The sequence below is a fragment of the Flavobacteriales bacterium genome, from assembly GCA_013214975.1.
Classification (GTDB): domain Bacteria; phylum Bacteroidota; class Bacteroidia; order DT-38; family DT-38; genus DT-38.
This window is the reverse complement of record JABSPR010000421.1, coordinates 1-18,770: the sequence shown is the minus strand read 5'-3', so window position 1 is coordinate 18,770 and position 18,770 is coordinate 1. Positions and strand designations below refer to the sequence as shown.

Here is an 18,770-nt window from a genome sequence, read left to right as displayed (position 1 = left end):
GAAAGTTTATTGTCACGTATTGGAGTGATTACTTTAACTCCAGGAATAATAATTCCGAATATCATATCGAATCGAACCTGGTCGTTTCCTGCTCCAGTACTACCGTGCGCTACATATTCAGCTCCGATTTCTTTTGCATATTCTGCGATTGCCATTGCTTGGAAAGCGCGCTCGGCACTAACTGAAAGCGGATAAGTGTTGTTCTTTAATACATTTCCGAATATAAGATACTTAATACATTGCTTGTAATAGTCATTTGTTGCATCGATACACTTGTGTTCTGTTACACCAAGTTCAAACGCTTTCTTTTCAATGTCAACTAGCTCTTCGGGCGAAAATCCTCCAGTATTAACAATAACCGAATACACTTCAAACCCTTTCTCTCGCGATAAGTGAATGGCGCAATAAGTAGTGTCTAATCCACCGCTAAAAGCCAATACTAATTTTTCTTTACTCATGATTTCTTTAAAAAATTTTCTTTTTCATCCGCCCAAGATTTCTCCCCAGCATTTTCCTTTTCTGCTTTCTTTGCCTTGGCTTTCTTTTTCTTTTCAGCTTTTGGATCGAAAAGCATTCCTGTACACAAACAATGTTTTCGTTCTGTTCTTGTAAGAATATCGAAGTTAACGCAGCTTTGGCAACCTTTCCAAAAAGACTCATCTTCGGTTAATTCCGAAAAAGTAACTGGACGATATCCTAAATCCGAATTGATTTTCATCACCGGCAAACTTGTCGTAAGGCCAAACATTTTCGCTTCAGGGAATTTCTTCCGCGAAAGCTCGAATGCTCTATTCTTTACTTTTCTTGCCAAACCTAATCCTTGGTAATTAGGTGATATTATTAAACCAGAATTTACTGCATATTTACCGTGTTGCCATGTTTCTATGTAGCAGAAACCAGCTAGGTCACCTTCTTCTCCAATTGCGATTACCGCTTTGCCTTCACTCATCTTCTCCTGAATATACTTTGGTGAACGTTTGGCGATGCCGGTACCTCGCTTTAGAGCAGCAGTCTCAATCAAATCACAAATTTCCTGTGCTTTGTCTAAGTGCTCTTTGCTTGCTACCTCTATTTTGAATTCCATTTTTAAACCTTTTGTATTAGTTCATCTATTGATAGAACTTTAATAATAATAATGTTTGTATTGCACTGACATTGGGCATACCGCGTAGGTAAACCATAAGAATTAGACCCTAGCGGGCCTCCTACCAAAAGGTCTCCTTGCTGCAGAAGCAGAAGGGGTGAAAATAGAATATGTAGTTTCTTTTGTCATAAGAGGCTCCAAAAATAAGAAATACGAGCGAAAATTGCAAAAAGTCTGATTTCCTATTAATAGTCCATTGTTCATAATTGTAAAACGAACGAGCCGCAGGGGTTATCTATTCACTTAAATTCGTCACACTAATTATTTGAAATGAAAAGCTACCTACCCTTTATATTGATACTGAGCTTAACCACTCAGTTATTCGCACAAGATTCTTTACATACTGCAAAATGGACGAATGGTAAATTGAAGTTCCAAGGAACAATGTTCAATGACAGTTTGAAGAAAGGTGTTTGGAAAACTTGGTTCGAGAATGGCGCACTTAGAGATTCTGGAAATTACATCAACAATAAGAAAGATGGTAATTGGGTTACTTGGCATCGAAATGGTCGGTTAAATTCTGAGGGTAAATATGTTGATCACAAGGAAGAAGGGCCTTGGAAATGGTACTTTGATAATGGTCAACCAGATATGGAAGGTGAGTTTGAAAATGGTGATCAGGTTGGAGATTGGACTTTTTGGAAATCAACAGGTGCTAAAGAATATGTAGGTCATTATTCTAATAATTTACGGGATAAGACTTGGACATGGTATTTTGAAGATGGTGCAAAAGATACGGAAGGAACTTATTTGAACGATTCGATGGATGGGGAATGGAAGTACTGGTACAAGAATGGGGAATTAGAAAGTACAGGACTATTTATAAGAGATAGAAGAGAAGGTGAATGGAAGTTTTGGTATGAAGACGGAAGTAAGTGGATTATCGGTTCGTATTCTGTTGGGCTAAAAGATGGTCGCTGGGATTATTGGTATTCAAATGGGGAAAAATTCCAAGAGGGAGAATTTAAAGAAGATAAAGAAGAGGGGCTTTGGTTGTCATGGTATAATAACGGGGTTAAAAAGGATGAGGGCTATTTTAAGGCTGCCGTGATGGATGGACAATGGAAAGGTTGGTTTGGAAACGAAAAGCCTAAATATGAAGGCGTTAGACTGGCTGGTTTTAAAGAAGGGAAATGGCAGTATTGGTACAGAGATGGGAAGTTGAATAGTGAGGGTACTTATAAAAAGGAAATCAAAGAAGGTACTTGGACAATCTACCGAACGAATGGAAAAGTAGAGAACACAGGTGATTTCAAGGAAGGTAAAATGATTGGGAAGTGGAGTTATTACTTTGAGCGAGGAAATATCTTTAGGGAGCAGAATTATGTAGATGGTATTCCAGATGGTAAATCTGTAGAGTACCATGAGTTTGGTGGAATTAGAACAGAAGCATATTATGAGAAGAACTCACCCTCTGGAATTTGGAGTTATTACAACGATAAGGGTGAATTAGATTACAAAGCTAAATACCAAGACGGCAAGCTCAAGAAGAGGATTGAGTAGTCTGTTTATAACTCAAACATAACATTTGATTATCTGGTAAGCTTTTTCTATCTTTGTCGCTGGTAAATACGAAAGAGGAAAGAGGGGACTGAGTCCCCTCTTTTCGTAAACAAGGTTTACAAGTTGGAATTAATAGCAGTACAAAAGGTAATAGAGGATAAAATAGGTTCGTCAGATAAGTTTCTGGTAGACCTTACCTTGAATGCTACGAGTAAGAAAATCCAAGTGCTAATAGATGGTGATCAAGGTGTATCTATTGATGATTGTGTTGCACTGAGTAGAGAAATTAGAGACACTTTTGAAGAGGCTCTAGACGATTATAACCTGGAAGTATCATCTGCTGGAATTGGATATCCTCTTACACATGTGAGACAATATCTAAAGAATACGGGTAAAATGCTCGAGATAATAACATCTGAGGATGAAAAGCTAATAGGCGAAGTTGTATCTGTAGATATAGAAAACGGTATTGTGCTCAAAGTTGGAGTAAAAAAAGGAAGTAAGAATAAAAGTAAAACAGAGGAAGAAGAGGTAGAGTTGCCTTATTTTAAAATAAAATCGGCCAAAGTAATTTTGTCGTTTAAATAAATCAATTATGGAAAGTATCAGTTTGGTAGAGTCGTTTTCTGAGTTTAAGGAACTCAAAAATATAGATAGAGAAACGGCTGTAAGTATCTTGGAAGAGGTGTTTAGAGGAATGCTTGAAAGAAAATATGGTTCCGAAGAGAATTTCGATGTTATCGTGAATACCGAAAAAGGTGATTTAGAACTTTGGTGGAACAGGACGATTGTAAAAGATGGTGAAGTAGAAGATGAAAATTCTGAAATCGCTTATTCTGAAGCTATATTAATTGAGCCTGATTTTGAAATTGGTGAAGAAGTATCTGAAGAAGTTCATCTAGCAGATTTTGGCAGAAGAGCAATTTTATCACTTCGTCAGAATCTTGTTGCTAAAATTCTAGAATTAGAAAAGGGAAATATTTTCGAAAAGTATACTGCTAGAATCGGTGATATTGTAACTGGTGAAGTTTATCAGATATGGAAGAAAGAGACTTTAATATTAGACGACGATGGGAATGAATTGATTCTTCCAAAAACAGAACAAATTCCTTTCGATTACTTTAAAAAAGGAGATACCGTTAGAGCCGTTGTGTTAGGAGTAGAAATGAGAAACAACAATCCGTTGATAATCTTATCGAGAGCATCTCCTTCGTTCTTAGCGAAATTATTTGAACAAGAAATCCCAGAAGTATTTGACGGATTAATCACAATTAAGAATATTGTAAGAGAGCCAGGACAACGTGCTAAGGTTGCTGTTGAATCATATGATGATCGAATTGATCCAGTTGGTTCTTGTGTAGGAATGAAAGGTTCTAGAATTCACGGAATAGTTAGAGAGTTGAAGAATGAGAATATCGATGTTATCAACTTTACAACGAATGATCAATTATATATTACTAGATCTTTAAGTCCTGCTAAAATTTCTTCTATCAAATTAGATGAGGAGAATGCTAAAGCAGAGGTTTTCTTGAAGCCAGATCAAGTGTCTCTTGCTATTGGTAAAGGTGGATATAATATTAAATTGGCTGGTAAATTAACTGGATATGAGATTGATGTATTTAGGGAAGCAGCTGAGGGAGATGAAGATGTAGATCTAGAAGAATTCTCTGATGAAATCGATGCTTGGATTCTGGATGAGCTTAAGAATATCGGATGTGACACAGCAAGAAGCGTACTAGAATTGACTAAAGAAGATTTAGAGAAAAGAACGGATCTTGAAGAATCTACTATTGATGAAGTAGTTAAGATTTTAAGAAGCGAATTCGAGTAATTAGAATTCAGAAGAGAGGGTTAGAAGTAAGTATAAGTAAACATTGTAGAGGGTGAAGCCAAAAAGATTAAGTAAAGTAGCGAAAGAGCTGAACGTAGGTATTGCCACTGTGGTTGAGTTTTTAGCCGAGTGCGATATAGTAATTGAGGCAAAACCTAATACGAAGATTCCTGAAGAGGGATATATTGTTCTGCTCAAGAAATATGCTCCGCATGAACTGGTTGCACAAGAAGAAGAGGCTAGGGATACGTTATCTTTTAATTCTATTGAAGAGGATGTAATTGAAGCAGCGGATGAGCCAGAGGAGATATTTATTAAGGATACTAGTGCTAGTATTGCTGTAGAAGAAACTATTGAAGAAGAACCAGTAGTTGAGGAAGTACAGGCGGTTGAAGAAGAAACAGTAGTTGAAGAAGAAACAGTAGTTGAAGAAGAGACAGTGGTTGAAGAGTCTGTAGTTGAAGAAGAGTCTGTAGTTGAAGAAGAAGTTATTGCGGATGAGCCTATTGCCGAAGAAGAAGTTGCAAAGGAAGAAGAAGTGCCTGTTTCAGAAGTTGTAAAGGAAGAGGTAAAAGAGGAAGTTATTGCTGAAGAAGCAGTAAAGGAGGAAGCTCCTAAAGAGGATAGAACAGGGGTGATTAAAGCTTCTATGCCAATTAGCGCTACTCCAAAGATTGTTGGAAAGATAGATATAAGCAAAATTGACTCGAGAACGAGACCGGTAAAAAAGGACAGGAAGAAAGAAGAGGAAGCTAAGAAACAACCAATAGCATCTTCCGCATCTTATGATTCCGATAAGAACAAAAAGAAAAAAAGAAAAAGAATCTTCTCTAGTGATAAAGGGAATGATAATGACCGAAAAGGAAAAAGCGATAAACCAGGAACAACAGAAGCTCCGGTTGTTGATATTCAAAAGCAAATTCAAGCAACTTTAGCTAGAATTGGTGGAAAAGGTAAGTCTAAATCGTCGAAATATAGAAGAGAAAAAAGAGCTGCAATTAGTGAAAGAATCCAAGAAGATGCAGATCAGTTAGAGGCAGATAAAACACTTCTAAAGGTAACGGAGTTCGTTACGGCACAAGAGTTAGCGACGATGATGAATGTTGAGGTAAATGAGGTGATTTCTTCATGTATCTCGCTTGGGTTATTTGTTTCTATTAATCAGAGATTGGATGCGGAGACTTTAAGTATTGTTGCTGAAGAGTTTGGATTTGATACAGAATTTGTAAGTGCAGAAGTTCAGGAAGCAATTGTTTTGGATGATGACAAAGAGGAAGATTTAAAAGATCGACCAGCCATTATTACTGTAATGGGACATGTTGATCATGGTAAAACTTCTCTTCTTGATTATATTAGACAAACAAATGTAACTGCAGGTGAATCAGGTGGTATTACACAGCATATTGGTGCATACCATGTTGAATTGAAAGATGGTAAAATACTAACATTCTTAGATACACCGGGTCACGAAGCGTTTACGGCGATGAGGGCAAGGGGTGCTTCTATAACGGATGTTGTAATAATCGTGGTTGCTGCAGATGATGATGTAATGCCTCAAACTAAAGAAGCAATAAATCATGCGCAAGCTGCAGGTGTACCAATGGTATTTGCTATCAATAAAGTAGATAGAGAAGGTGCAAATCCGGATAAAATCAAGGAGCAACTTTCCGCAATGGATATTTTGGTAGAAGATTGGGGTGGGAAATTCCAAAGTCATAATATTTCTGCTAAAACAGGAGAGGGTATAGATGATCTTTTGGAAAAAGTTTTATTGGAGGCAGAAATGCTGGAATTAAGAGCTAATCCAAATAAAAACGCGCTCGGAACTATTATTGAATCTACCCTAGATAAAGGAAAAGGATTTGTTACAACTTTATTAGTTGAATCAGGGACATTAAGAGTTGGGGATATTATTTTGGCTGGCCAATTCTCAGGAAAGGTTAAGGCAATGCATAATGAGCGAGGTGAAAAATTGAAAGAGATTTCGCCATCCATGCCAGTTTCAATTATTGGACTGAATGGAGCTGTTGCATCAGGAGATAAATTTAATGTCTTGGACGACGAGCGAGAGGCAAAAAGTATCGCATCAAAAAGACAACAACTTCAAAGAGAACAAGGTGTTAGAACGCAAAAGCACATTACTCTTGATGAGATTGGTAGAAGATTGGCTATCGGTGACTTTAAAGAATTGAATGTTATTGTAAAAGGTGATGTGGATGGTTCTGTTGAGGCGGTATCGGATTCATTATTAAAATTATCTAGAGAAAAGATACAAATTAATATTATTCACAAGTCGGTAGGTCAAATTATCGAATCGGATGTATTACTAGCTTCGGCTTCTGATGCCATCATTATTGGATTCCAAGTTCGTCCGTCAGTGAGTGCTAGAAAACTGGCTGATAAAGAAGGTATAGATATTAGATTTTATACAGTAATCTATGATGCGGTTGAAGAATTGGAAGCAGCAATGGAAGGCATGCTTGATCCGGAGATCGAGGAGAAAGTGGTATGTAATATTGAGATTAGAGAAGTATATAAGATAACTAAAGTTGGAACGATAGCAGGTTGTTATGTTCTAGATGGCAAGGTTACTAGAAATACCAAAATCAGAATTCTACGCCAAGGTGTAGTTGTGCATCAGGGAAAGTTATCAAGTCTTAAACGATTTAAGGACGATGTTAAGGAGGTAACACATGGGTATGAATGTGGTATTAGCATTGAGGGCTTTAATGATATTGAGGAGCTTGATATTGTGGAAGGTTATGAAGAGGTAGAAGTAAAGCAAAAACTTAAATAAGTTATCTGCTTTTCACATTTGTTATTAGGATTACATCTTTAACTATATAAGAAGCAGGAAAGTTAGGCTTGATTAAATTTAAAGCTTTCTGGGCATCTAATCGTTTCGAGAAATCACCTACACGTACTTTGTAATTGGGTTGCTCAAAGATTATATGTGCTTTTGTCTCAGGATAAAGTGACAAGAACTTAGATTTAGATTGATTGCTTTTTAAACGTACCGCTGACGAGGATATTTGTACTCTATAACCCGACGCTCTATTTTCTTTCTCAATGTTAAGTCGTATGTCCTTCTCTATAAGGTCATAGAGTCTTGAATCGTGAATAACCTCAACTTTGTCGGAGTCATTATTCATAAACACAACTTTATTAATACTTAATGTATCAAATTGAATTGTTTCCATTGGGTCTAACTCTTCGGTTTTTGTGCTATCGTCTGCAAAAGATGAGAGGCAAAATACTAGAGTTAAAGAAGATAGAATTAGAAGGGCTGATATCAATCTCATGTGGTAGGATTATATTCGACTTTATTGGTAATGTGAAAATAATAATAGTTGTTCGGTAAATATCTACTTTGTCTCTATCATTTTTTGGTATCAACCTGCTTTCTCATACATTTGTGCCGATTATTTACAAAGTGAAAAAGAAATAAAATGAAGATTAAGGCAAAAACTATTTTAGTTGTTACTATACTAATAATTAGTACAGTGTTAATTTCGAGCAATTCTCATGCCGAATTAGATGGGGAAAATCTATTCAAGCAAAATTGTGCTTCATGCCATAAAACGAATACCAAAAGATTAGTTGGTCCGGGACTACAGGGTTCAAGAGAAAGACAGGGCAATGAGTGGGTTATTAAATGGACGCAAAACTCAAAGGAACTTATTGCAAGTGGGGATATGTATGCGAATGAAGTTTACGAGCAATTTAACAAATCTGCAATGCCGCCTCAGAATTTAAAAGATGAAGAAATCATGGCAATATTTGATTACATAGATACAAAAGCTGTAACTCCATCTGTGAAAGAAGAAATAAAGGAAGAGAAAAAGGAAACAAATGAAGGGAGTAAAGAGGGAAGTTTGTATATGATGTATGGAATCGCAGGTTTAATGGTTGTGATAATATTAGGAGCAATTTTTATAATAGATTAACCACCGTAAACATTGGTGGTTCAGGATTGTATAAAAGCAAATGAGATAAGCAATACCTTATTTGCGGTAAATTCTTATGTAATTGTTTGTGTTAAACGATGAATCTTTTACATTTGCTTGCAAATAAAGTCTCCTGGTTATAGTGAATAATGAACAAAAAGGAGTAGTAACTTGATTATGAACAGAGTAGTGTCTGCAAGCTTCAATAAAGTATTAAAGTCGATTCTAGTACTTATACTTTTCCTAGCATTTGGTGTGTCTATTAGTATTGCCCAAGATTATGAAGGCGATGCAGAAAACGGCGCAAAAGTATTTAAAGGTAATTGTGCATCTTGTCACTTGCCTACAGATAAAAAGTTTACCGGTCCTGGACTAAAAGGGATTGAGGATAGACGTTCAAAAGAATGGATTATTAAATGGGTAAAGAATTCACAAGAGGTTATAGCTAGTGGAGACCCTTATGCTGTTAAATTATTTGCAGAATTTAATAGTAGCGTTATGCCATCTCAGGCAGTAACGGAAGAAGAAATTATAGATATCCTTGCTTTTGTAAACGCATACGTTCCTCCAAAGAAAGCAATTGTTGAAGTTGAAGAAACAGGTGCTTCTACTGATGAAGGTACTAGCACTGGGACTTACGGTTTGATTTTACTTGCTCTTGCAGCTTTAGGATTGATTTTATATGTAGCGAATTCTAAACTTCAAAGGTTTGTTTTAGAGAAACAAGGAAAAGATGCTCCTCGATTAGCATCTGTAGGTTCTCATTTCAAGGATTGGTCAGGAAGAAATAAAAGATTAGTTGGTCTTGTTGTGGTTCTTTTAATCTTCGGAGGTCTAAATGATGCTTTCGATAGAATGATGGATATTGGCGTATATACAGATTACGCTCCTGAACAACCGATTAATTACTCTCATAAAATTCATGCTGGAGATCTTAAGATTGAGTGTGTGTATTGTCACTTTGGTGCTGAGAAGGGAAAGACAGCGGGTATTCCTCCGGCTAATGTTTGTATGAATTGTCATAAAGCTGTTTCTGAAGGTACAACTACTGGGACTGCAGAAATTGCCAAAATATATGCAGCACTAGATATTACTGAAGATCCAATGGCGGCAGAATATGGTGAAAATAAAAAGCCTATTGAATGGGTGAGGGTGCACAATTTGCCAGATTTTGTTTACTTCAACCACTCACAGCATGTTGTTGTAGGTCAAGTGAAATGTCAAGAATGTCACGGACCGGTAGAGGAAATGGATGTCTTGAAACAAGAGTCTCCATTAACAATGGGATGGTGTATCGAATGTCACAGAACAAAAGATGTTAAGATGCAAGGCAATGGTTACTATGAGAAAATACACGCTGAGCTCAAAGAGAAATATAAGGATGAGCCTGGTAAAGTATTTACAGTTGAAAACATTGGCGGATTAGAATGTGCTAAGTGTCACTATTAATGATAGCCTAGAAAGAAATGAGTACTACAAAAACATATTGGAAAGGAATTGAAGAGCTTGATAAAGATGAGCAATTCGTAGCAGCTTCGCAAAAGGAGTTTGCACAAGAAATTCCTGTAGATGAATTCTTGAATGATTCAAAACTTTCTGAAGAAGGTACAACAAGAAGAGATTTTCTTAAATTTTTAGGATTTAGTGTTACAGCCGCTTCGTTAGCTGCCTGTGAGACGCCAGTAACTAAAACGATTCCATATTTAGTTAAACCGGAAGAAATTACTCCTGGTATTGCTAATTATTATGCTTCAACATTTTCTGATGGAAATGATTACTGTAGTATTTTAGTTAAGACAAGAGAAGGTCGACCAATTCATATTACTGGAAATAAGTTGTCAGGTGTTACGAAAGGTGGGGTAAGTGCTCGAGTAAATTCATCTGTTCTTTCGTTATATGATTCTGAAAGATTACAAGGGCCGTTAAGTAGTGGTGCTGAAAGTTCTTGGGATTCTGTTGATGGTGATATTTTAAAAAAATTGGCGGCAATAGCAGCTAAGGGTGGTTCTATTAGAATCTTATCTAATTCAATAACAAGTCCTTCTACTAAGAAAGTAATAGCTGGTTTTATAGAAAAGTATTCGGAAGAAAACGAGGAAGGTGTTGCTGGAGATGTACAACACATTACATACGATGATATTTCTGCATCAGGTATAATAAATGCGAATGTTGAGTCTTTTGGTGTTGCAGGTATTCCGGATTACAAATTTGATAAAGCGACTGCGATTGTAACAATTGGTGCTGACTTTATGTCCAATTGGTTAAGCTCTATACAGTATAATGTAGATTACGCTTCTACTAGAAATCCGGAAAGTGGATCGATGTCGAGTCTAATAGCTTTTGAAACAACCCTGTCTTTAACAGGAAGTAGTGCGGATACAAGGGTAGCTATTAAAGAATCAGAGCATGGTTCGGTTATAGTATCATTATATAATGCAGTAGCTAAGAAAATAGGAGGCTCAACGATAGCTGGCGGTACTGACCAATATGCTGAGTCAATAGAATTAGCTGCAGGTCGATTGGTTGCGTCAAAAGGAACTTCATTAGTAATAGCTGGTAGTAACAGTAAAAGTGTTCAAGTAGTAGTTAATGGTATTAACGAATTACTTGGGAATTATGGAACTACATTAGATATTGATGCTAACGTTACTATTAAACAAGGAGACGATACAAAAGTAGAGGCCTTGCTTAAGGAAATGGCTTCTGGTAAAGTAAATGCTCTTATTACATACGGAGTAAATCCAGTGTATACATTACCTGGTGCATCGGATGCAATTGCTAAAGTAGGCTTAAAAATTTCTCTAGCAGACAGGAATGATGAAACTGCATCAATTTGTGATTATGTATGTCCAGACAATCATTATTTAGAGTCTTGGAATGATGCAAGTCCTAAAAAAGGGGAGTATAGTCTTTGTCAACCTACTATCAGTCCATTATTTAAAACAAGACAAGCACAAGATTCGTTGTTAGCATGGAGTGGTAACAGTTCTACATATGAATCTTTCTTGATGGATAATTGGAAAGATTCTGTTCTAGGTACAGATGCTTCCATGGATGTTTGGAATGATTGTTTGAGAGATGGAGTTTATTCTACTACTAGTGGTGATATTGTTGATGAGGATGTTGAAATGCAAGAAGGAAAAACGGATGGTTTCTCTGGTGATCTTTCAGTGGCAGCAGCAAAAATAAAAGCTTCAAGTACTGGTGGAGCAGTTGAGTTGGTTATGTACCAAAAAGTTGGTATCGGTAACGGTAATCAGGCGAATAATCCTTGGTTACAAGAGTTACCAGATCCAATCTCGAAAATAGTTTGGGATAACTATATCACTATGGCGCCATCGGATATGACGGCGAATGGCTACGAACAAAAAATAGGAGAAGCAACACCAGCTGATTTGGTTAAACTAACGGTTGGAGGTAAATCAGTTGAATTGCCTGTTATTGTGCAGCCAGGACAGAAAGCAGGAACAGTTGGTTTAGCTTTAGGTTATGGTAGAACAAATGCTGGTAAGGCAGGAAATGGTGTAGGTGCAAATGCATTTGACTTCACTTCTTTTATTGATGGAAATATTACTTATTCAAACTTAGACGTAACAGTTACAGGAACAGGTAATAAATATGAAATTGCTTCTACACAAACTCATCATACATTGATGGGAAGAGATATGATCAAAGAGGCCTCGTTAGAAGATTTCATAAAAGATAATAAAGCAGGTAATCCGGATATAATGGTTACGGATTATGACGGTGTTAAAAAGAATCCATATAAAATTAACCTTTGGAATGATCACGATATCGAAAAAGGTCACAGATGGGGATTATCAATAGATTTAAGTACATGTAACGGATGTAGTGCTTGTGTTACTTCTTGTCATTCGGAAAACAACGTTCCAGTTGTTGGAAAAGATGAAGTAAGGAGAAGTAGAGACATGTCTTGGTTAAGAATAGATAGATATTATTCTTCGGATACCAAGAAGGATGATTTTGAAATAGGATTTATGGATAGAGCTGGATTGATGGAGATTCCTTCAGAAAATCCACAAGTTGCTTTTCAACCTTTAATGTGCCAACATTGTAATCACGCTCCTTGTGAAACTGTTTGTCCAGTTGCTGCTACAACCCATAGTAATGAGGGGCTGAATCAAATGGCTTATAACAGATGTGTAGGTACTAGATATTGTGCAAACAACTGTCCTTATAAAGTAAGAAGATTTAACTGGTTCAATTACAATGGAAACAGTGATTTCGCTACTAATCCTGCTCAAGATAGCTTGGCAAGAATGGTATTGAATCCAGATGTTGTAGTTCGTTCTAGAGGAGTAATGGAAAAGTGCTCGTTATGTGTTCAACGAATTCAAGGAGGAAAGTTAGTTGCTAAAAAGGCTGGGAGACCAGTTGAAGATGGTGACATGACTACTGCATGTGCTGAGGCTTGTCCTACAAATGCAATACAATTTGGAGACTTAAACAATAATGCTACCGCCGTAGCTAAGGATGCATCATCAGATAGGGGTTATGTTTTAATTGAAGAATTAGGCGTACAACCAAATATTTATTACAAGACCAAGGTTAGAAACAATGCATAAAGAAGCCGAAATACGAGAGCCGCTTATTCTAGGTGAAAAAACCTATGCCCAAATAACGGAAGATGTTTGTGCGCCAATTTTTGGTAGAGCAAATAAATACTGGTACATGGTGTTTTCACTGTGTGCTTTAGTAGCACTTTGGGGTGTAGGTTGTATAACATATACAATTGGTACTGGTATAGGTGCTTGGGGATTGAATAAGACTGTTGGTTGGGCATGGGATATCACGAACTTTGTTTGGTGGATTGGTATTGGACATGCTGGTACATTAATATCTGCTGTGTTATTATTGTTCCGTCAAAGATGGAGAATGGCGATTAATCGTTCTGCAGAAGCAATGACAATTTTTGCTGTAATGATGGCAGCATTGTTTCCAGGAATTCACATGGGACGTCCTTGGTTAGCATATTGGGTTTTCCCTATACCTAATCAATTCGGTTCGCTTTGGCCAAACTTTAATTCTCCTTTGCTTTGGGATGTATTTGCAATATCGACGTACTTCAGTGTATCGGTTGTATTCTGGTACATAGGATTAATTCCTGATTTCGCTACAATTAGAGATAAGGCTGTACGTCCTGTATATAAAAAGATTTATAGTATCCTTAGTTTTGGATGGTACGGAAATGCGAAGTCTTGGAATAGATTTGAAGAGGTTTCTTTAGTGCTTGCAGGAATGTCAACACCGCTTGTTTTCTCTGTTCACTCTATTGTGAGTATGGACTTTGCTACAGCCGTTATTCCTGGATGGCATACAACTATTTTTCCTCCTTACTTCGTACTGGGAGCTTTATTCTCTGGATTTGCGATGGTAATGACTTTGCTGATTGTTGTAAGAAAGGTATTAAGTTTAGAGGCATACATTAATGTTAGACACATTGAATACATGAATATTATTATCATGTTAACAGGGTCTTTAGTTGGTGTTGCGTATTTAACTGAGCTTTTTATTGCCTGGTATTCTGGTGTTGAGTATGAGCAGTATGCATTCTTGAACAGAGCAACCGGACCTTATTGGTGGGCATACTTCTGTATGATGACATGTAATGTTGTTACACCTCAGTTCTTATGGTTTAGAAAAATCAGAACGAATCTTACGATTTCTTTTATTCTTACAATATTCGTTAACATCGGTATGTGGTTTGAGAGATTTGTAATTATTGTTACTTCAATACACAGAGATTTCCTTCCTTCAAGCTGGACAATGTTTCACCCTACGTTTATTGACATAGGAATATTCATTGGTACAATTGGAATATTCTTTACGATCTTCTTATTGTTCAGTAGAGCGTTTCCTGTAATAGCATTTAATGAATTGAAATCGATCTTGAAGATGTCAGGTGAGTCATATAAAAATCAAAAGCATTAAAAGATGAGTAAGTCAATACATGCATTATATGATGATGAGCAGTTGCTAATGAAAGCAGCTAAAGAGCTTGTTGCAAAGGGAGTTCACGTTGCAGATGTTTTCTCTCCGTTTCCTATACACGGTTTAGATCCAATTATTGGAGTTAAGAAAACCAGGTTGGCGATTGTTTCATTCATGTTTGGATGTATGGGAACAACGTTAGCATTAGTTGGAATGTGGTATTTCATGGTTCATGATTGGCCAGGTATTAACGTTGGTGGTAAGCCAAATTTTCACCTATATGAGAATTTACCAGCGTTTATTCCGATTACGTTTGAGTTTACTATTCTTTGTGCATCGCACGGTATGGCAATGACTTATTTTTTAAGAAATTGGACGTTACCAGGTGTGGCTGCTATAAATCCAGATCCTAGAACTACAGATGACATGTTCTTAATGATCATTGAAGAATCTGGTTTTGGTGGAAACAGTAACGATGAAATTAAAGGAGTAATTAATGGTTCTGGTGTATTAGAATTAACAGAAAAGGACGGAGAATAAATGAGACTTTTATCTGAAAATATAAAAATGAGTAGCGCAATTAAAATATTGATTGGGTCTGCATTGTTGTTATTGGCGTCTTGTACTCCAAGTGATGAATTAAGTCCTGGTGTTGAGTATATGCCGGATATGTATAGATCTCCTAGCTATGAGACTTATTCAGTAAGTAACTTGGATGGTGATTCTATTAATGAAATGTCTGCAAGGTTACCGGTTAAAGGTACTGTTCCAAGAGGATACTACCCTTATTCTTATCCAAATACTACTGAAGGATATGAATTGGCGGGTGAAGAATTAACTAGTCCATTTGCGATGAATGCAGAGACAGTTGAAGAAGGTAAAGTCATATATGGTAAGTTCTGTATTCATTGTCATGGTGAGACTGGAGAAGGAGATGGAAGTGTAATTGCAAGTGGAAAATTCCCGGCTGTACCGCCAACTTATAGCGGAAAGTTGAAAGACTTACCTGAGGGAAAAATATTTCATTCTATTACTTACGGTAAAGGTATGATGGGATCTCATGCATCACAATTAGATAGAAATCAAAGATGGAAAATTATCCATTACGTTAAGACATTGCAAAATCCCGATTTGGAGGTTGCAGCTGTTGAAATAGATACAACTACAGTAGATGTAGAAGTAGCAGAAATTATAGAAGAAGTTATTGAAGAAGAAGTGGAAGAGAGCCACAAACACTAAGATTTTAAAAAAGTAAGACATGAATTACGTTGTAAGTAAGAAGGCTAAAATGACCAATATCATCTTTATGGTAATTGGAGCATTGTCTCTTATAATGGGTTTTCTTGCCGATGATCATCACGGTAATACCGTTTGGGCCAATATTTTAGTTAACGGATATTTCTTTTTTGGAATTTCTTTGTTAGCTACATTCTTTATGGCATTACAATATGTAACTGAATCTGGTTGGAGTATTGTTTTAAAAAGAGTATTCGAAGGTATTAGTGCTTATATGCCATATGGTGCGGTTGTGTTGGTAATAGTATTTATTGCAGCTAGTTTACATTGGAATCATATATATCATTGGATGGATGAGGCCGTAACAAATCATTATGTTATAGAATCTACTATTGGATCAGATCACCCAGAATATACACAAGAGGCTGTTGAAGGAGCAGTTGAAAACGAGCATTTCGATGAGATTATCTTTAATAAAACGGGTTATTTAAATACTGGATTTTGGTGGATTAGAACTGTCATTTATTTGAGTGTTTGGATATTCTTTGGTTGGTTCTTTAGAAAGCGATCGTTAGAGGAAGATGAAGTAGGAGGTGAAGCATGGTATTGGGGTAACCAGAAGTTTGGTGCAATTTTCTTAGTGTTCTTAGCCGTTACATCTTCAACTTCTGCATGGGATTGGATCATGTCTATAGATACGCATTGGTTTAGTACACTTTTTGGATGGTATGTGTTTGGCGGAAGCTGGATAGCAGCAATGGTAGTTATCATGTTGTTTACCATGCAACTTAAAGCACAAGGCTACCTCAATAAAGTAAATGAAAGTCACATTCATGATTTGGGTAAATGGGTATTTGCTTTAAGTATTTTCTGGAGTTATTTATGGTTCTGTCAATTAATGTTAATCTGGTATTCTGATATTCCAGAAGAGGTTACGTATTATGTGAATAGAATTCAAAATTACAATTGGATGTTCTTTGGAATGTTTATTATAAACTTCTTGTTCCCTTTAATCATTTTTATGTCTAGAGATACAAAAAGGAACTTCGACTTCTTATTGCCTGTTTTATGTATAATATTTGTAGGGCATTGGGCAGATACATATTTGTTGATTATGCCTGGTCTTATGAAAGACGGATGGAATGGAGTGCAAGTATTTGAATTAGGTATGTTCTTAGGTTTTATAGGATTCTTTAGATTCGTAGTATTAAAAGCTCTATCAAGTGCTTCACTAGAGGTTAAGAATAATGTTTACTTAGAAGAGAGTGAGCATCTTGATACATGATATTAAGAGATAGACATCTTTAATATATTATGAAAAGCCGAATGATCTTCGGCTTTTTCATTTCAACCAAGTCCGGTTTTAATTAACTTTGTTACCATGATTGAAGATCTAATACCAGATAGTTCACATTTTTCTCAGGAAGAAACGGATTATGAAAGAGCTTTACGGCCCAAATCCTTTGATGACTTTTCAGGGCAAGATGATCTTGTGGATAATCTAAAAGTTTTTGTGAAGGCAGCTACATTGAGAAACGAATCATTGGATCACGTTTTATTACACGGACCTCCTGGTTTAGGCAAAACAACTCTGGCTAATATAATCGCTGATGATCTCGGGGTAGGGATTAAAATAACCTCAGGACCCGTATTAGATAAGCCGAGTGACCTGGCTGGGTTATTAACGAATCTTGAGGAGAATGATGTTCTGTTTATTGACGAAATTCATCGCTTAAGTCCTGTTGTTGAGGAATTCCTTTATTCTGCAATGGAAGATTATCGAATTGATATAATGATAGATTCGGGTCCTAATGCTAGAACGGTTCAAATAGCTTTGAATCCATTTACCTTAATAGGTGCAACAACTCGATCAGGACTACTTACAGCTCCTTTACGTGCAAGGTTTAGTATTAACTTAAGATTGGAGTATTACAATGCTGATTTGTTATGTACGATTGTTAAAAGGTCGTCACAAATAATGGATGTTGATATTGGAAATCAAGCAGCAAATGAGATAGCTAGAAGAAGTAGAGGTACACCTAGAATTGCGAATACTTTGTTAAGAAGGGTTCGGGACTTCGCACAAGTAAAGGGTGATGGAAATATTGATTTAGCTATTGCTGACTCATCATTAGAAGCTCTTAATGTAGATAAGAATGGATTGGATGAGATGGACATCAAAATTCTTACTTGCATCATTGATAAATTTAATGGAGGGCCTGTTGGAATTACAACCATTGCAACTGCGGTCGGTGAGGATAGTAATACTATCGAGGAAGTATACGAGCCTTTTTTAATACAAGAAGGTTATTTAAAGCGTACTCCCAGAGGACGAGAGGCTACAGAAAATGCATACAAACATTTAGGTCGGGCTATAAGAGCTGAGAATAGAGATTTGTTCAACTAATTGGTTGACTAATTAATGAATCGCACCAAAATTACTCAGCGAATTAAAAACGAAATCACTCGATTGGGGTTTAGTTATTGCGGTGTTTCCAAAGCAGGATTTCTTGAAGATGAAGCAAGTCGGTTAGAGAGTTGGTTAAAGAATGGTATGCATGGTAATATGGCGTACATGGAAAGAAATTTCGACAAGCGCTTAGACCCAACAATATTAGTTCCCGGTGCGAAATCAGTGATATCTATTCTCTATAATTATTTCCCAGAGGAAAGTCAAAAGGCTAATTCGGATGCGAAGATTTCCAAGTATGCATATGGGGAAGATTATCATTATGTGATTAAGGATAAGCTTGCCGAGATATGGGAATTTATCGTTAACGAAATTGGAGATATGGACGGTAGGATTTTTGTTGACTCTGCACCTGTTTTAGATAAAGCTTGGGCGAAAAAATCTGGCTTAGGTTGGATAGGAAAGAATACTAATCTTATAAATCCTAAGAGTGGTTCCTTCTTCTTTATAGCAGAAATGATCATCGATTTAGAATTGGATTATGACGGTCCGATAAAAGATTACTGTGGAACTTGTACAGCTTGTATAGATGCTTGTCCTACGGATGCTATAGTAGATCCTTTTATTGTTGATGGAAGTAAATGCATATCATATTACACGATAGAGTTAAAAGAACAAATACCAGAAGAGGTAAAGGGTAAATTTGATAATTGGGTTTTTGGCTGCGACGTTTGTCAAGATGTTTGT

16 protein-coding genes are annotated in these 18,770 nt (G+C 36.6%); 13 read left to right on the top strand and 3 right to left on the bottom strand.

Annotated features, from left to right (window positions below; translation table 11 throughout):
- Both HRT72_13180 and HRT72_13175 read right to left on the bottom strand, forming a co-directional pair.
- A partial coding sequence (locus HRT72_13180) for an argininosuccinate synthase (protein ID NQY68660.1) occupies positions 1-458 on the bottom strand: 458 nt, incomplete at its 3' end.
- The gene (locus tag HRT72_13175; GenBank protein ID NQY68659.1) at positions 455-1,084 is read right to left on the bottom strand and encodes a GNAT family N-acetyltransferase; all 630 of its coding nucleotides are present in this window, start codon (positions 1,082-1,084) and stop codon (positions 455-457) included. The genes HRT72_13175 and HRT72_13180, both read right to left, overlap by 4 nt.
- A 330-nt stretch (positions 1,085-1,414) precedes the next feature.
- On the opposite strand from HRT72_13175, the gene HRT72_13170 reads away from it, so the two are divergent.
- The 4 genes from HRT72_13170 (at position 1,415) to infB (ending at position 7,275) form a co-directional block, all read left to right on the top strand.
- Positions 1,415-2,647: a toxin-antitoxin system YwqK family antitoxin gene (locus HRT72_13170; GenBank protein NQY68658.1), complete on the top strand. Its 1,233-nt coding sequence runs from the start codon at positions 1,415-1,417 to the stop codon at positions 2,645-2,647.
- A gap of 123 nt (positions 2,648-2,770) precedes the next feature.
- A complete protein-coding gene (gene rimP / locus HRT72_13165; GenBank protein ID NQY68657.1) occupies positions 2,771-3,235 on the top strand; it encodes a ribosome assembly cofactor RimP in 465 nt (154 codons plus the stop codon).
- A gap of 7 nt (positions 3,236-3,242) precedes the next feature.
- Positions 3,243-4,478, top strand: coding sequence for a transcription termination/antitermination protein NusA (nusA, locus tag HRT72_13160; GenBank protein NQY68656.1), 1,236 nt, complete (start codon positions 3,243-3,245; stop codon positions 4,476-4,478).
- Between the two features lie 52 nt (positions 4,479-4,530).
- Positions 4,531-7,275 (top strand): translation initiation factor IF-2, encoded by a 2,745-nt coding sequence (gene infB, locus HRT72_13155; GenBank protein NQY68655.1) that lies wholly within the window; start codon positions 4,531-4,533, stop codon positions 7,273-7,275.
- A gap of 1 nt (position 7,276) precedes the next feature.
- Here the strand turns inward: infB and HRT72_13150 are convergent, their stop codons facing one another.
- Positions 7,277-7,780 carry an SPOR domain-containing protein gene (locus HRT72_13150; GenBank protein ID NQY68654.1) on the bottom strand — a complete coding sequence of 168 codons (504 nt, stop codon included), beginning with the start codon at positions 7,778-7,780 and terminating at the stop codon, positions 7,277-7,279.
- A gap of 147 nt (positions 7,781-7,927) precedes the next feature.
- Between HRT72_13150 and HRT72_13145 the strand changes: the two genes are divergently transcribed.
- From HRT72_13145 to queG, 9 genes are all read left to right on the top strand, one after another.
- Entirely contained in the window at positions 7,928-8,425 is a 498-nt protein-coding gene (locus HRT72_13145) for a cytochrome c (GenBank protein NQY68653.1), read from the top strand.
- A 177-nt stretch (positions 8,426-8,602) separates the two neighbouring features.
- Complete coding sequence (locus tag HRT72_13140; GenBank protein NQY68652.1) at positions 8,603-9,874, top strand: c-type cytochrome; 1,272 nt, start codon at positions 8,603-8,605, stop codon at positions 9,872-9,874.
- A gap of 17 nt (positions 9,875-9,891) precedes the next feature.
- Positions 9,892-13,011 (top strand): TAT-variant-translocated molybdopterin oxidoreductase, encoded by a 3,120-nt coding sequence (locus HRT72_13135; protein NQY68651.1) that lies wholly within the window; start codon positions 9,892-9,894, stop codon positions 13,009-13,011.
- Positions 13,004-14,377, top strand: coding sequence for a polysulfide reductase NrfD (gene nrfD / locus HRT72_13130; protein NQY68650.1), 1,374 nt, complete (start codon positions 13,004-13,006; stop codon positions 14,375-14,377). The genes HRT72_13135 and nrfD overlap by 8 nt, the downstream gene beginning before the upstream one ends.
- A gap of 3 nt (positions 14,378-14,380) precedes the next feature.
- Positions 14,381-14,917, top strand: coding sequence for a DUF3341 domain-containing protein (locus HRT72_13125; GenBank protein NQY68649.1), 537 nt, complete (start codon positions 14,381-14,383; stop codon positions 14,915-14,917).
- Positions 14,918-15,616: a cytochrome c gene (locus tag HRT72_13120; protein NQY68648.1), complete on the top strand. Its 699-nt coding sequence runs from the start codon at positions 14,918-14,920 to the stop codon at positions 15,614-15,616.
- Between the two features lie 67 nt (positions 15,617-15,683).
- Positions 15,684-16,898, top strand: coding sequence for a quinol:cytochrome C oxidoreductase (locus tag HRT72_13115; protein ID NQY68647.1), 1,215 nt, complete (start codon positions 15,684-15,686; stop codon positions 16,896-16,898).
- Positions 16,899-16,994: 96 nt separating this feature from the next.
- Positions 16,995-18,020 carry a Holliday junction branch migration DNA helicase RuvB gene (gene ruvB / locus HRT72_13110; GenBank protein ID NQY68646.1) on the top strand — a complete coding sequence of 342 codons (1,026 nt, stop codon included), beginning with the start codon at positions 16,995-16,997 and terminating at the stop codon, positions 18,018-18,020.
- Positions 18,021-18,035: 15 nt separating this feature from the next.
- Positions 18,036-18,770, top strand: a 735-nt coding sequence (gene queG, locus HRT72_13105) for a tRNA epoxyqueuosine(34) reductase QueG (GenBank protein ID NQY68645.1), incomplete at its 3' end; no start/stop codon positions are given.

Coding starts and splice junctions, on each gene's coding strand:
- HRT72_13175 (NQY68659.1), bottom strand. CDS start 1,084: ATGGAATTCAAAATAGAGGTAGCAAGCAAAGAGCACTTAGACAAAGCA.
- HRT72_13170 (NQY68658.1), top strand. CDS start 1,415: ATGAAAAGCTACCTACCCTTTATATTGATACTGAGCTTAACCACTCAG.
- nusA (NQY68656.1), top strand. CDS start 3,243: ATGGAAAGTATCAGTTTGGTAGAGTCGTTTTCTGAGTTTAAGGAACTC.
- HRT72_13150 (NQY68654.1), bottom strand. CDS start 7,780: ATGAGATTGATATCAGCCCTTCTAATTCTATCTTCTTTAACTCTAGTA.
- HRT72_13145 (NQY68653.1), top strand. CDS start 7,928: ATGAAGATTAAGGCAAAAACTATTTTAGTTGTTACTATACTAATAATT.
- HRT72_13140 (NQY68652.1), top strand. CDS start 8,603: ATGAACAGAGTAGTGTCTGCAAGCTTCAATAAAGTATTAAAGTCGATT.
- HRT72_13135 (NQY68651.1), top strand. CDS start 9,892: ATGAGTACTACAAAAACATATTGGAAAGGAATTGAAGAGCTTGATAAA.
- nrfD (NQY68650.1), top strand. CDS start 13,004: ATGCATAAAGAAGCCGAAATACGAGAGCCGCTTATTCTAGGTGAAAAA.
- HRT72_13125 (NQY68649.1), top strand. CDS start 14,381: ATGAGTAAGTCAATACATGCATTATATGATGATGAGCAGTTGCTAATG.
- HRT72_13120 (NQY68648.1), top strand. CDS start 14,918: ATGAGACTTTTATCTGAAAATATAAAAATGAGTAGCGCAATTAAAATA.
- HRT72_13115 (NQY68647.1), top strand. CDS start 15,684: ATGGTAATTGGAGCATTGTCTCTTATAATGGGTTTTCTTGCCGATGAT.
- ruvB (NQY68646.1), top strand. CDS start 16,995: ATGATTGAAGATCTAATACCAGATAGTTCACATTTTTCTCAGGAAGAA.